Origin of the sequence: Kaistella soli (genome assembly GCF_019038595.1) — a bacterium.
Classification (GTDB): domain Bacteria; phylum Bacteroidota; class Bacteroidia; order Flavobacteriales; family Weeksellaceae; genus Kaistella; species Kaistella soli.
The window spans coordinates 311,376-324,331 of record NZ_JAHOPF010000004.1; the positions used below are offsets into that span (position 1 = coordinate 311,376).

A 12,956-nucleotide genomic window follows, 5' to 3' on the forward strand; every position below is an offset into this window, starting at 1 on the left:
TAAATCCAACTTCATTACTTTGATGATATAAAATGAATGAAAAACTCCTTCAATATCTTTGGAATTTCAAGATTTTTAAAAATTTTGATTTCAAAGATGTGGAAGGAAATGAGTTGGAAATTCTAGATTTCGGGAAATGGAATTTCAACTCCGGTCCCGATTTTCTTTTTGGGAAAATTAAAACCAAAGATTTAGTTTTAGCCGGAAACATTGAACTTCACATTAAATCTTCAGACTGGATTTTTCACCAGCATTCCGGGAATCCTGAATTTGGCAATTTAATTCTGCATGCCGTCTTTATTCACGATGTAGAAATCGACGAACTCCAAAACAAAAATATTCCAACCCTCGAGCTTAAAGATTATATTGACGAAACGCTGTTGTGGAAATATGAATCTTTGCTCAAAGAAAGCAGTTTTATTCCTTGTGAAAGCCTGTTTGATCCAAGAAAAATTCCTTTTCATTTCTCGGAAGAAACTTTACTGAAAAAATTAGATGAAAAATCGGTGGAGATCGAAGAGTCTTTGAAGATCAATAAAAACAATTATGAGGCAGTTCTTTTTCAGAATCTCGCGTACGCGTTCGGTTTGAAAGTAAACTCGGGAATTTTCAGGCAAATGGCAGAAACTCTGGATTTTACTGTCGTGAACAAAATCCGTCAGAACCAAACCCAGCTTGAAGCATTGTTTTTTGGAATGTGCGGTTGGCTGGAAAATCCCGAAGATGAACAGATGGTTATCTGGAAACGGGAATTCGATTTTCTAAAATCGAAATATAATCTTCCCGAACTTCGCAATACTCCTAAATTTTCCAGACTTAGACCGCCCAACTTTCCTACCATCCGGCTTTCACAGTTGGCTTCGCTGTATCATCTGAACCAAAATCTGTTTTCAAAATTAATTTCCGCTAAAAACAATGATGAAATAAATGGTATTTTCAAAAATGTAAAAGCGAGTGAATACTGGAATAACCGTTTTAATTTCGGGAAATTATCACCTGTGGAAGGTGAGAAATTTTTAACTCAGGATTTCATCGATCTGATCTTAGTGAATGCAATTTTACCCATGAAATATGCCTGTCACAAAAATTCTGATGAAAACGTCAATGATGAGATTTTAGATTTTTACCGAAATATTCCTGCCGAAAAAAACACGGTAATCGACGGATGCAAAGCAATTCACTTAAAAATTGAAAATGCTCTGGAAAGTCAGGCGATGCTTTTTCATCATAAAAATTATTGTGAAAAGAAAAACTGCCTGAACTGCGGAATCGGGTTTCAACTGTTGAGAACAGTTCCAAAAGAATAAACGTGAAATCTGACAAACCTCACCTGATACTCTTCTGCTTTCGGTGTTTTTAGTGATAATTTTGTATAAAAATCAACCCATGTTCGACTGGCTAAACACCCTTCTTCTACCTGTAGAAAACCCTACTGTCACACAATCTATCGTCGCCATAATGCTGGCGATCGGAACCGGAATTTTCTTTGGAAGATTAAAACTCGGAAAAATAACTTTTGGGGTTTCGGCGGTCATGTTCACCGGTTTATTAATGGGACATTTCGGATACCGGATACAGCCCGGAATCTTAGATTTTATCCGCGACTTCGGTCTGATTCTTTTTGTTTATGGGATCGGCTTGCAGGTGGGGCCTTCCTTCTTTTCTTCATTCAGAAATGAAGGCCTTAAATTTAATTTGCTTGCGGTTTCTACCGTTCTTTTCGGTGGAGTGATTACTTTTATTCTTTTTAAATTCACGGGCCTTAAAATTGAAGATTTAGTAGGAATCATGAGCGGTTCTGTAACCAATACTCCAGGCTTAGGTGCCGCCAAAAACACTATTGAAGAAATAAAAAACTCCTTTCCTGACAGAAACTTCAATGATCCAACCATTGGTTACGCCATTACTTATCCGCTGGGAGTTTTTGGGATTATCGGAACAATTATTATATCCAAACTACTGCTAAAAATAGATCCAGAAACGGAAATGAAAAAATTCCGGATGTCAAAGATCAATCGCGAATTGCCTTTAATGCATAAAAAAATGAGGGTCACCAATCCTGATTTTTTTGATAAAACTTTACATCAGATCATCAAAGATTTCGGACGCGAAATTGTTGTTTCCAGACTGAAACACAGTGGTAGTGAAGCGGTGCAGTCGCCCACTTCCGACACCCGTTTGCAGGACAGGGACGTTTTGATGATTGTAGGTTTGGAAGACGACCTGGATGTGTTTATCGCAAAAGTCGGCAGGCCGTCAACCGATTTGTTTATTGAATCAGATCCCTATATCCACCAGAAAAACATTTTCGTTACAAAGCCTTCCGCCATTCATAAAAAACTCGCACAACTGGATCTTTACAATACTTATGATTTGAAAGTTACGCGTGTTTTCCGCGCGGGACGGGAAATTTTACCAAGACCGTCACTTGAACTTTTCTATGGAGACAAATTAAGGGTGATCGGTTCGCGCGAAGCCATTGAGGAGGCAGAAAAAATTATTGGAAATTCAGAAAAAAAATTGCTCGAACCCGACTTTCTTTCGCTTTTCGGCGGTTTGCTTTTGGGAGTTATTTTAGGATCTATTCCTATTGTCATTCCAAGTTTGCCGGTTCCGATAAAACTTGGTTTTGCAGCCGGACCTCTTATTGTAGCACTATTAATTTCCAGATATGGCGGAATTTCCTTTATTCATTCCTACATCAATAACGGGGCGATTTATTTTATGAAAGATTTTGGGATCTGTCTGTTTTTTGCAGCGGTAGGAATTCATGCGGGTGACGGTTTTTATGAAAACTTCATCCTATATAACGGCTGGAACTGGCTGCTTTACGGCTCGGCGATCACTTTCATCCCTTTAATTACGATGGTGATCGTGGGAAGATTTTTGATGAAAATCAATTACCTGCAGATGGCCGGAATAATGAGCGGAAGTTATACTGATCCTGCCGCTTTGTCTTTCAGTACCAATTATCTTGATTCTGATATTCCGGTTCAGAGTTATGCGCAGGTTTATCCGCTTGTGACCATTTTCAGGATTTTCGTGGCGAGTCTGCTCATCCTGATATTTAGTTGAAAAATTTTATATATTTGAGAAAAAACAACGCCTTGAAATTCAACCTTATTATTCTGTTGATACTTCTTATTTCATGCAGAGAGAATAAAACATCTCCTCCTGCAGCAAAAACCAACTCTTATTATGAAAAAGCGTGGTATTATCTAGATCATCATAATAAAGACAGCGCTTTTGTTTTTCTTAATAAAGCCAAAACTGAATTTGCGAAAGCGAAGGATAGTCTTGGTATCGCAAAATGCCTGATGAACATGGCAACGATACAGACCGATTACGGGGATTATCTGGGCAGCCAGGAGAATGCAGTTCAGGCGGTTAAATTATTCGAGAATATCAAAGACACCACTTACCTTTCCAGTAATTATAATCTGATGGGTACCAATGAGTTAAATCTAAAAAACTTCAGCGAAAGTATCTTTTATTTAAAACAGGCAGTAAAAAGCACCAATATTAAAGAGGATAAAGAAATTTTCCGAAATAATCTTGCAATGTCTTATGCGAAACAAAAGCAATATGATTCTGCACTTTCAATTTTCCGCGATTTATTAAAGAGCAACAGCAAAAACGCTTTGTTTCTTGACAATAAAGCTTTTACAGAATGGAAAAAAAACAAAGATTACCATGCAGAACCTGAAATGTTACTTGCGCTGCAAATCAGGGAAAAGGAAGGTCTTATTTTAGGACAGAATGCCAGTCACTCCCACCTTTCGGAGTATTTCAGTGAAAAAAATCCGGAACTTGCTCTGGGCCATGCACGGCAGATGTATGAGGCAGCGCATAAAGCTAAGAGCCCGACGGACCGGCTTGAAGCCTTACAAAAACTGATTGATCTCGAAGACGGAGCAACTTCCAAGCAGTATTTTAAAGTATATCAAAAGCTTCATGACAGCCTGGAAACTGAAAAAAACGAAGCAAAAAACCAGTTTGCCCTCATCCGCTATGATTCAGAAAAAAACAAGGCAAATTTTCTAAAAGCACAAGTCGAAAATTCCGAACAGAAGTATCATATTCTGAAGCAGAATGTTGCCTTAGCTGTTTTGTTAGGGGTATTGATAAGCGCCTATTTCTGGTATAAAAGGAGAAAAAAAAGAATGGAACAGGAAAACCTGTTTAAAATAGAAAAGACCGAACTTAAATACTCCAAAAAAGTACACGATGTGGTCGCAAACGGTGTTTACCAAATTATGACGGAAGTGGAAAATCAGCCACAACTGGACAGAAACACCCTGCTCGACAAGCTGGAAACCATCTACGAAAAATCACGCGACATTTCCTACGATGAAGCGTTGAAAGACTCAGAGCAAAATGACACCCAAAAAACAACTGCTCTTATTGAATCCTATTCTTCCGACCTTACCCAAATCTTCATCATCGGAAACGAGGAAAGCTTCTGGGAAAATTTAAATTCCAAAATAAAATCAGAAATACATCTTATTCTGCAGGAGCTTCTCGTCAATATGAAAAAACACAGCGCTGCAAAAAATGTGTCGATAAGGTTCGAGAAAACTGCAGACAGACTAAATATATTATACTTTGATGACGGAATCGGGCTTCCGAAAAATGATTTTCAATATAAGAATGGTCTGAGGAATACGGAAAACCGTATTTTTTCCTGCAACGGTATTATTACTTTTGACAGAGAAACACAGAAAGGAACAAAAATAAAAATTGAGTTTCCTTTGGAAAAAAACTATAAATATGTTTAAGAAAGTACTTATCGCAGAAGACCATGAAAGCGCAGGAATATCCGTCTTAAAAACTTTGGAGGAGCTAAAAATTACCGACACGCACTTTGTATATTACTGCGATGATCCACTGCAAAGGGCAAAAAAAAGTGCTGCTGACGGTGAACCTTTCGATCTCCTGATTACAGATCTGTCTTTCGATGAAGATCACCGCGAACAGAGGATAAAAAACGGAGCCCAACTGATATCAGAAGTAAGACAGGTTTTACCTTCCATCAAATCCATTGTGTTCTCGATTGAGAAAAAGCCGACTAAAATAGAGCTTCTTTTTAAGCAATATCACATCGATGGTTTTGTCCAGAAAGGCAGAGGAGACGCGCAGCAGATGAAAAAAGCCATTCTTACCGTCAGCGAAAATAAAAAATTTATTTCCCCGGAACACAAACTGAGTCTGAGAAAAAACACGATCGAACTTACCGCGACAGAGCTCACCATTCTTCAGCTTCTTTCCAAAGGTACCGTCCAGAAAAGCATCCCTTCCTATCTTCAGGATATGGGCTCGAAACGATACAGCCTCAGTTATGTTGAAAAAAACATCAACAATCTGAAAGATACTTTTCAGGCGAATAATAATGCGCAGCTCATTGCTATCTGTAAAGATTTGGGCATTCTCTGATACTTTTTTCAGAAATTTTTCAAAAAAAACAGTGTTTTTACGGTTTCCCGTAAGGTTATCTTACTAATACTGTGTAATTTCGGTTTGCTAAATAAAATTGGAGGAAGTCATCCGGAAGAAGATCCCAACTAAAAACACAAATCTTTATATTCTTCTTCCGGACCTTCTATTAAACCTTTTATTTAAAACTATTCTCTTCACCTGAGCAACCAAACACAAACAAAAAAAGCAACCGGTTTGGTTGCTTTTTTTGTTATATAAAGAATTATTATTTCTTTTCTTCTACTGCTGTATCTGGAAATCTCTGTTGAGTAAACTCTCTTGAAATCGCAGCTTTTTCAAACTTCAGTTTTCCCGAAAGCGTCTCTATTACTACGCCGTCTTCCTGAATCTGAGCGATTCTTCCGTGCATTCCGGAAGTTGTTACTACTCTGCTTCCGACTTTCAGGGTTTCCTGGAAACTTTTTTCCTGCTTAGATTTTTTCATTTGAGGACGGATCATCAGAAAATAAAATCCGACGAACATTAAGCCCATCATAATCATGGTCGGCATCATCGAACCTTCCGGTCCTGCAGCAGCCTGTAAAAATATTGCTATCATAATTGTTCTAAATTAAATAATTAAGGTTGGATATCTGCAGAAAATGTAATCACGATAGGCGCTTTTTCAACGTTCGCATATACTTCTGCCTGCTTGTTAACCAATCCGTCGAAATTGGACGAATCGAATTTCAAAGTAATTTTTCCTTTCTGTCCTGGAAGGATCGGATCTTTTGTATAATCCGGCACCGTACATCCGCAGCCTGGTTTTACCTGAGAAATAATTAAAGGATTTGTTCCTGTATTGGTTACTTCGTACACATGCTCCACATGATCACCTTTTTTAAGTTTTCCGAATTCGAAATTAGATTCCGAAAGCGCAATGGTAGTTAAAGGTTTTGCCTGAGCTTCTTTTACCATTTCTTCAGGAGTAGCAACAGCAGGAGCCTCAACAGTGGTGTGTTCTTCGGTTACCAACTGATCAGCTTTCTGATCCTTCTTACATGCTACTAAACTTAGCGCAGCAACAAGCGGTAATATTTTTACTAAATTTTTCATAAATTTTTTCTTTATTAATTTCTATTTAAATCTTTGGTGTATTTATCTAAAATCCCATTGATAAATATGTTAGAACGGTCCGTTGAAAAAACTTTGGAAATTTCGATATACTCATTAATCACCACTCTGGCAGGGGTTAACGGAAAATAATCGAGTTCGCTTATTGCGGTAATGAGGATAATTTTATCCAGTAAAGAAACTCTTTCAAGATCCCAGTTTTCAAGTCTTTCCTGTAATTTCTTTTCAGATTCGTCCCAATGATTAAGGGTTTGTTTCAGCAATCTCCGCGCAAACTCTCTGTCGTCTTCATCTTTAATCATTTTAATTAAAGTATGACTTGGTTCATCCTCTTTAAAAAACCCGATTGTTTTCTGAATCATTGAATTTGAAATGTGAAAATCATCAGCCCAGCTCATTTCCTTTTCTTCCAGATGGTCATGGAAATCTTCATTTTCCGCAACATATCTGAGGAATAATTTTCCGATAAACTTCTGGTCTTCTTCGAAAGAATAACCTTCCTCTTTCATGAAATCCTGATATCTTTTTCCGGCAGTCATTCGCTGAAAAGTCTTTACCAGCAAGTCATCGTGAAGTTCCCATTTCAGTTCCTGATGTTTGGAGGTGAAGGAAAGTCTTTCTACGTTTTCCTCCAGCTTATTCAGCACCTGGTTGTTGATGAATTTCTGGTTAGGGTTTACGTTATCGTCAGTCTTCAGATACTTATTCTTCCCGATTTCAATTTGCTTTTCCGCTAAATGCTTCAGCGCGACCAAAAAATTAAGCTGATAAATGTACAGATGATATATCTTCTCGATTTCCGAAAACATATTTTTCTCTAAAATATCAAATTTTATAGGGTTTTGATGGTAAGAATACACTGATTCTACTACTTTTTCACGGATTTGTCTTCTTCCTAACATTTCAAAGAGCTTTTTATGGGTGCAAAGATAGCATTTTTTTGCAAACTCGTCCGGGCATATCGCTTTCTCGCTTAATAAAATTCTTAAAATCAGTTTTCAATTTATTACTTTTGCATCTGAAGTCACGAAGGCCGAAAAACCAATGTAGAAAGCTCATTATGAACGCACTTAAAACCTTAAACCCCTATTTCTGGAAACACAGAATCCTGTTGTTTTGGGGATTCCTGTTTATTATTGCCAGCAATTTTTTCAGTATTTACAAGGTTCAGTTTGTAGGAAAATCAGTGGACGAAATCTCCAAAACCACCAATCTTGGCTTTAACAGACAGGTACTCATTTATGTCGGAATTATTGTAGCTTCCTCTTTACTGACAGGTTTTTTCACTTTCATGATGCGTCAAACCATTATTGTTGCCTCCAGAAGAATAGAGTACGAACTGAAAAATAAAATCTACAATCATTATCAGGAATTGTCTTTAACCGATTTCAAGAAAACGACCATCGGTGATCTGATGAATCGCCTTAGCGAAGATGTTGTTGCCGTAAGAATGTATCTCGGGCCCGGTGTAATGTATGTCGTGAATCTTTTAATCCTGTTGATTATTACGAGCATTTACATGCTGAAGACGGATACCTCAATGACCATCTGGTCTCTTTTACCGCTGCCAATTCTGTCATTTGTTATTTACAAAGTAAGCTCTATCATCAACCAGAAATCGAAAATAATGCAGAAAAGCCAGTCTGCAATTTCCACTTTTGTGCAGGACAGTTTCTCCGGAATTCGCGTGGTGAAGTTTTTTGCAAAGGAAAAATACATCGAAAAAAATTACGGAATCAAAGTTAAAGACTATCAGGACAAAGCCCTGGATCTGGCAAAAACCGAAGCCTATTTTTTCACCATCGTTCTCTTCGTTATCGGTTTACTGAATGTCGTCATTCTCCTCATCGGAGGACAAAAATACCTGAACAATGAGCTTACCGTAGGGAAAATTGCCGACTTCTTTCTTTACATCAATATTTTAATCTGGCCTTTTTCAATGGTGGGCTGGGTTACTTCGGTGAATCAGCGAGCGGAAGCTTCCATGGCGAGGATCAATGAGTTCCTTGATATGAAAACGGACATCATCAATACCAATCATGAAATTTATCACATTAAAGGTGATATCGAGTTCCGAAACGTTTCATATGTGTATCCGAATACAGGAATTAAAGCTCTGGACAATCTCAGTTTTACCATCGAAGCCGGAAAATCGCTGGCGATCATGGGAAAAACAGGAAGCGGAAAATCAACCATTGCACTTTTGCTCTGTCGATTAATTGATCCCACTGAGGGCGAAATACTTATCGACGGAAAAAACCTTAAAGAACACAATCTGGAAAACTACCGCAAATTCATCGGTTACATTCCTCAGGAAAGCTTCCTGTTTTCTGATACGATTGAGAATAATATCGGATTTGCCGTTGATAACCCGTCTTTAAAACTGGTGGAAGAATTTGCGAAGAAAGCCGATGTTCATAAAAATATTGTAAAGTTCAAAGACCGTTACAAAACAATGGTTGGCGAAAGAGGCGTAATGCTTTCCGGCGGCCAGAAGCAAAGAATATGTATTGCCAGAGCGCTGATCAAGGAACCTAAGATTCTCATCTTTGACGATTCACTTTCTGCATTGGATACCGAAACAGAAGAAAACATCCTTCAGAATATCGAAAACGAGATTCAGAAGAGCAGTTCTATTATCATTACCCACCGGGAAAGCAGCGCAAAACGGGCCGATAAAATACTGAATCTCACCGAAATAGAAAAAACCGTTTCCGCATCAAATTGAAGAATAGTTAGCGATAATTCAATTATCTTATCAAAAAATTAAAAATATATTTTGCAATTAAAAGAAATCTTTTATATTTGTTATAATAAGATTTCAAAAAATATATACAAATGAGTGATTACAAGGAACGCCACGAAAACGAAATTTTCACTAAGGTGTTGAAAGCAGGCAGAAGAACATATTTCTTTGATGTGCGGGAGACCAAAGCAGGAGATTATTATCTTACCATTACCGAAAGCAAAAAGAATTTCGGAGAAAACGGAGAAGCTACTTTCGAAAAGCATAAAATTTATCTTTATAAAGAAGATTTCAAGAGTTTCGAAGAGATGTTCAAAGAATCTACAGACTTTATCATCAACCAAAAAGGCGAAGATGTAATTTCTGAAAGACATGACAAAGATTTCAAAAGCCGCACATTTACAATAGAATCAGACGACGAAGTTTAAAAAATATAAAAGCATTCAAAATTTGAATGCTTTTTTTTGTTGGCTGCGACAACATTAATAAAAGTTCAAACAGCGGTTTCGCTTTATTTTTAAATTTCTTGCGATGATCACAAAAAAAACGCACTGATAATCAATGCGTTTTATAGTGGGTGAATGAGGGGTCTCGAACCCCCGACCTCCGGAACCACAATCCGGCGCTCTAACCAACTGAGCTACAATCACCGTTTGAGGTTGCAAATATAAAGCTTTTCGAGAAATTACAAAATTATTCCGTCAAAATTTTTGAAAGCAAGTAATTTTTCTGTCGTAAAACCTTCTGCATAATCTACTCCCGAGAGTCTGCCCAGATCCTGAGCGCGGTAAGTTAAGCTCTCCAGGAAATCTTTGGTCGCGATCGGAGTCATTGGTTCTGTGGAGTTTGGGTCGTAAAACTGGGTTTTATATGCCAGACATGCTTCAATCTTTTTTTCCATAAAATCAGAAATGTCTACGACGAAATCCGGGGTTATGTTTTTCCACTGAATGTAATTGAAAATATGTTTCGGACGCCAGGGTTTTTGGTTTTCGCCTTCGGAGACGGTTTCTATTTTCACCAATCCGGAAAGGAAGCATGCGTCAGAAACCAGCTTTGAAGCTTTTGCATGATCAGGATGACGGTCTGCTATCGCGTTTGAAAACACGATTTCCGGTTGATATTTTCGGATCATTTTTACAATCTGCATCTGATATTCTTCACTGTTGTTCAGAAAACCGTCTTTCATCTTCAGGTTTTGGCGTGCTGAAATTCCTAAAATTTTGGATGCTTCTGCTGCTTCTTCAGCTCTTGTAAAATTGGTGCCCCTTGTTCCGAGTTCGCCCTGCGTGAGATCGACAATAGCTACTGTTTTTCCTTCGGAAATTAATTTGGCTAAAGTTCCGCCACAACCCAACTCTACGTCGTCAGGATGCGCTCCTATTGCTAAAACATTTACTTTTATCATGATGCAAAGATACGAAAATTGAGATTTTAAAAATTATAGGACCGCCAAACCTCGGAAAGATACAATTCCTTGCCTTTTAGCCCCGATTGCAGCGGCATCCTTTTACGGAACGGAGTGCAGTAAAAGATATAGCGGAAAGCGGGACCGTAATTCCGGAGAAGCTGAAATCCTGCTGCTCCTGATAAATTATTCCCGAAACTGATAAATGGTGGTGAGAAACTCTGCGTAAGACCTTTCCAGTTTCGTAATATCACCGGATTTCAAATTGATTCCGGCTGTTCCGTAGGGATTTGAATTGACCGAAAACGCCGAAAACTGAAAATACTGAACAGGCTGGTTTTCCTGCGCGGAAAGCTTGATGGAAGAACCCAACAGTTTTTTTGTGGAAACGGTGTAAATTTCACCGGAACTAAGCTCTCTTTTAGTGTAAGTTCTTGGCTCGAAAATAATATTTTCTTTATTGATGGCGATTGTCTGCTTTCTGAAAGGCGATGCTATGAGGTAAACCGTATTATTTTCCTTCGGGAAATCATCCGGCGCAACGTAATACAGATTCAGTTTATAATGCATGGCGTCAAATTTCTGCACGCCTCCGTCCACGGTTTCGAAAGGCTGATAAGAAAACGCATTGGCGCCAACTTCTTTGGCTTTTTTGTAAACCATGCCGAAGATCTTCACATCGTCATCGGAAAATCCCTGCACTTCAATTTCTGCAAGGTATTCGGAATTTACTGTTTCCGGATTGATTTTATATAAAATCCGGTCGGAATTGGCGTGGGTTTTCACCACTTTATTGAGGACGACATTCTGGCCAAAAAAAATCTGACCTACAAACATCATCAATATAGCAACTGATATTCTCATTGTTTCTTTAAAATTTCTATGCATTCTTCAAGCGAATTTTCCCAGTGTTTGGGTTCAATTCCGTAGGTTTCCTCTATTTTATCCAAAGACATGGTACTCCGTTTGGGTCTTTTTGCCGGTGTAGGAAACCGTGCTGTCGCAATAGCGTTGAGTTTTATTTTTGACTCTGAAAACTGTGCAATTTTTTCTGCAAAGCCAAACCAGCTTGTTTCCGGATAATTTGAAAAATGGAAAATGCCGTAAGTTTTCGGTTCTGTTTCAATAATTTTCATTACTGCTTCCGCCAAATCATTCGCGTTGGTAGGCTGACCGAACTGATCAGATACAACGCCGAGCTCATCTTTAGAAGAGAATAAATTCAACATGGTTTTCACGAAATTTCTGTTGAATTCTGAATACAGCCACGAAGTTCTGATCACCACTGTTTTCGGATTAAGACTTAGTGCAAGTTCTTCTCCTTTCAATTTTGAAGCTCCATAAACTCCCTGCGGGTTGGTGAAATTATCTTCAGAATAAGAAATATTGGTATCGCCGTCAAAAACATAATCAGTGGAGATATGAATAAGAACTGTTTTATGCTCGTCGCATGCCGAGGCTAAATTAGCCACACCGTCTGCGTTGACGGCAAACGCTTTTTCGGATTCAGTTTCCGCCAGATCTACGGCTGTATATGCGGACGCATTGATGCAAAAATGCGGCTGGAAATCATAAAAGAAATCAGAAACCTTTTCTGCCTCGGTGATATCAAGCGTTTCGGAATCAGTAAAATTAAATTCGAAACGGTTTTCAAATTCCGGAGCTAATTTTCTGAAACAGTTGCCTAACTGTCCGTTTCCTCCAATGACCAATATTTTTTTTATCATTTCGCTGCTGATTTATTCTGTTTTCTAAAGTAAGCGACTCTGCTCTGGAAATCTTTCTCTTCTAAATTTACCAAAAATTTCTGGAAGAGTTCTTTTGTTTCTTCGGGATGCGATTCTGATTTCCGGGTTTTCATGTTGAAGTAAATCACAGTGAGCCAAAGGATACTGTGAATCGTTTTTCCGTCCTCATCTTTCATTAAAATTTCTACTTTCGAAAGCCGGTCTCCCAGTTCAATGGTTTTGCTCGAGATAAGCACTTTTGAATTATAACGCACTTCTTTCAGATAAGCAATCTCGTTCTGTACCGTAACCCATGTGCAGCCCGTTTTTTTGGTAAATTCTTCATAGGTGAAACCGTAACCGCTTTCCACGTGATCTTCACGGGCATTGAGCATGTATTCAAGGTATTTCACATTATTAAGATGGCCGATAGGGTCGCAGTCGCTGAAACGTATTCTTGCTGTAGTTGAAAGTTCTTTTTCCATGTTACAAAATTAAAAAACCATCCCGGATTTCGGGATGGTTT

The 12,956-nt window shown here is 38.3% G+C and carries 13 protein-coding genes and 1 tRNA gene; 6 read left to right on the plus strand and 8 right to left on the minus strand.

All coding sequences use genetic code 11. The features are described 5' to 3' along the window. The first annotated feature begins 32 nt into the window (after nucleotides 1–32). The 4 genes from KSK37_RS09560 to KSK37_RS09575 all read left to right on the plus strand — a co-directional run bounded on the left by KSK37_RS09560 (nucleotide 33) and on the right by KSK37_RS09575 (nucleotide 5,433). Entirely contained in the window at nucleotides 33–1,307 is a 1,275-nt protein-coding gene (locus tag KSK37_RS09560; protein ID WP_217201098.1) for a DUF2851 family protein, read from the plus strand. Nucleotides 1,308–1,386: 79 nt separating this feature from the next. Continuing rightward, nucleotides 1,387–3,075 carry a putative transporter gene (locus tag KSK37_RS09565; RefSeq protein WP_217201100.1) on the plus strand — a complete coding sequence of 563 codons (1,689 nt, stop codon included), beginning with the start codon at nucleotides 1,387–1,389 and terminating at the stop codon, nucleotides 3,073–3,075. A gap of 14 nt (nucleotides 3,076–3,089) precedes the next feature. Next, nucleotides 3,090–4,778, plus strand: coding sequence for an ATP-binding protein (locus tag KSK37_RS09570; RefSeq protein WP_217201102.1), 1,689 nt, complete (start codon nucleotides 3,090–3,092; stop codon nucleotides 4,776–4,778). After that, nucleotides 4,771–5,433 carry a response regulator transcription factor gene (locus KSK37_RS09575; protein ID WP_217201103.1) on the plus strand — a complete coding sequence of 221 codons (663 nt, stop codon included), beginning with the start codon at nucleotides 4,771–4,773 and terminating at the stop codon, nucleotides 5,431–5,433. The genes KSK37_RS09570 and KSK37_RS09575 overlap by 8 nt, the downstream gene beginning before the upstream one ends. 268 nt (nucleotides 5,434–5,701) lie before the next feature. Here the strand turns inward: KSK37_RS09575 and yajC are convergent, their stop codons facing one another. Genes yajC through nusB form a run of 3 tightly spaced genes read right to left on the minus strand, consistent with a single transcriptional unit; the run spans nucleotide 5,702 to nucleotide 7,451 of the window. Beyond that, a complete protein-coding gene (gene yajC / locus KSK37_RS09580; protein WP_088358890.1) occupies nucleotides 5,702–6,034 on the minus strand; it encodes a preprotein translocase subunit YajC in 333 nt (110 codons plus the stop codon). Between the two features lie 20 nt (nucleotides 6,035–6,054). Further along, nucleotides 6,055–6,531 (minus strand): DUF1573 domain-containing protein, encoded by a 477-nt coding sequence (locus tag KSK37_RS09585; protein ID WP_088358891.1) that lies wholly within the window; start codon nucleotides 6,529–6,531, stop codon nucleotides 6,055–6,057. Nucleotides 6,532–6,545: 14 nt separating this feature from the next. Continuing rightward, nucleotides 6,546–7,451: a transcription antitermination factor NusB gene (gene nusB, locus KSK37_RS09590; RefSeq protein WP_088358892.1), complete on the minus strand. Its 906-nt coding sequence runs from the start codon at nucleotides 7,449–7,451 to the stop codon at nucleotides 6,546–6,548. A gap of 158 nt (nucleotides 7,452–7,609) precedes the next feature. On the opposite strand from nusB, the gene KSK37_RS09595 reads away from it, so the two are divergent. Both KSK37_RS09595 and KSK37_RS09600 read left to right on the plus strand, forming a co-directional pair. Beyond that, nucleotides 7,610–9,277, plus strand: coding sequence for an ABC transporter ATP-binding protein (locus KSK37_RS09595; protein WP_088358893.1), 1,668 nt, complete (start codon nucleotides 7,610–7,612; stop codon nucleotides 9,275–9,277). 110 nt (nucleotides 9,278–9,387) lie between these two features. Then, entirely contained in the window at nucleotides 9,388–9,723 is a 336-nt protein-coding gene (locus tag KSK37_RS09600) for a DUF3276 family protein (protein WP_088358894.1), read from the plus strand. A 147-nt stretch (nucleotides 9,724–9,870) separates the two neighbouring features. Here the strand turns inward: KSK37_RS09600 and KSK37_RS09605 are convergent. From KSK37_RS09605 to KSK37_RS09625, 5 genes are all read right to left on the minus strand, one after another. Continuing rightward, nucleotides 9,871–9,946: transfer RNA gene (locus tag KSK37_RS09605), tRNA-His, on the minus strand. A gap of 34 nt (nucleotides 9,947–9,980) precedes the next feature. Beyond that, nucleotides 9,981–10,700, minus strand: a complete 720-nt coding sequence (gene bshB1, locus KSK37_RS09610; RefSeq protein WP_217201330.1) for a bacillithiol biosynthesis deacetylase BshB1 — start codon at nucleotides 10,698–10,700, stop codon at nucleotides 9,981–9,983. Between the two features lie 189 nt (nucleotides 10,701–10,889). Then, a complete protein-coding gene (locus tag KSK37_RS09615) occupies nucleotides 10,890–11,567 on the minus strand; it encodes a hypothetical protein (protein WP_217201105.1) in 678 nt (225 codons plus the stop codon). Then, nucleotides 11,564–12,427 (minus strand): dTDP-4-dehydrorhamnose reductase, encoded by an 864-nt coding sequence (gene rfbD / locus KSK37_RS09620; protein WP_217201332.1) that lies wholly within the window; start codon nucleotides 12,425–12,427, stop codon nucleotides 11,564–11,566. Before rfbD ends, KSK37_RS09615 begins: the two co-directional genes overlap by 4 nt. Further along, a complete protein-coding gene (locus tag KSK37_RS09625; RefSeq protein WP_217201107.1) occupies nucleotides 12,427–12,915 on the minus strand; it encodes an acyl-CoA thioesterase in 489 nt (162 codons plus the stop codon). The genes rfbD and KSK37_RS09625 overlap by 1 nt, the downstream gene beginning before the upstream one ends. Nucleotides 12,916–12,956: the final 41 nt, after the last annotated feature.

Coding starts and splice junctions, on each gene's coding strand:
- KSK37_RS09600 (WP_088358894.1), top strand. CDS start 9,388: ATGAGTGATTACAAGGAACGCCACGAAAACGAAATTTTCACTAAGGTG.
- yajC (WP_088358890.1), bottom strand. CDS start 6,034: ATGATAGCAATATTTTTACAGGCTGCTGCAGGACCGGAAGGTTCGATG.
- KSK37_RS09615 (WP_217201105.1), bottom strand. CDS start 11,567: ATGAGAATATCAGTTGCTATATTGATGATGTTTGTAGGTCAGATTTTT.
- KSK37_RS09560 (WP_217201098.1), top strand. CDS start 33: ATGAATGAAAAACTCCTTCAATATCTTTGGAATTTCAAGATTTTTAAA.
- KSK37_RS09565 (WP_217201100.1), top strand. CDS start 1,387: ATGTTCGACTGGCTAAACACCCTTCTTCTACCTGTAGAAAACCCTACT.
- KSK37_RS09595 (WP_088358893.1), top strand. CDS start 7,610: ATGAACGCACTTAAAACCTTAAACCCCTATTTCTGGAAACACAGAATC.
- KSK37_RS09585 (WP_088358891.1), bottom strand. CDS start 6,531: ATGAAAAATTTAGTAAAAATATTACCGCTTGTTGCTGCGCTAAGTTTA.
- KSK37_RS09575 (WP_217201103.1), top strand. CDS start 4,771: ATGTTTAAGAAAGTACTTATCGCAGAAGACCATGAAAGCGCAGGAATA.
- nusB (WP_088358892.1), bottom strand. CDS start 7,451: ATGTTAGGAAGAAGACAAATCCGTGAAAAAGTAGTAGAATCAGTGTAT.
- KSK37_RS09625 (WP_217201107.1), bottom strand. CDS start 12,915: ATGGAAAAAGAACTTTCAACTACAGCAAGAATACGTTTCAGCGACTGC.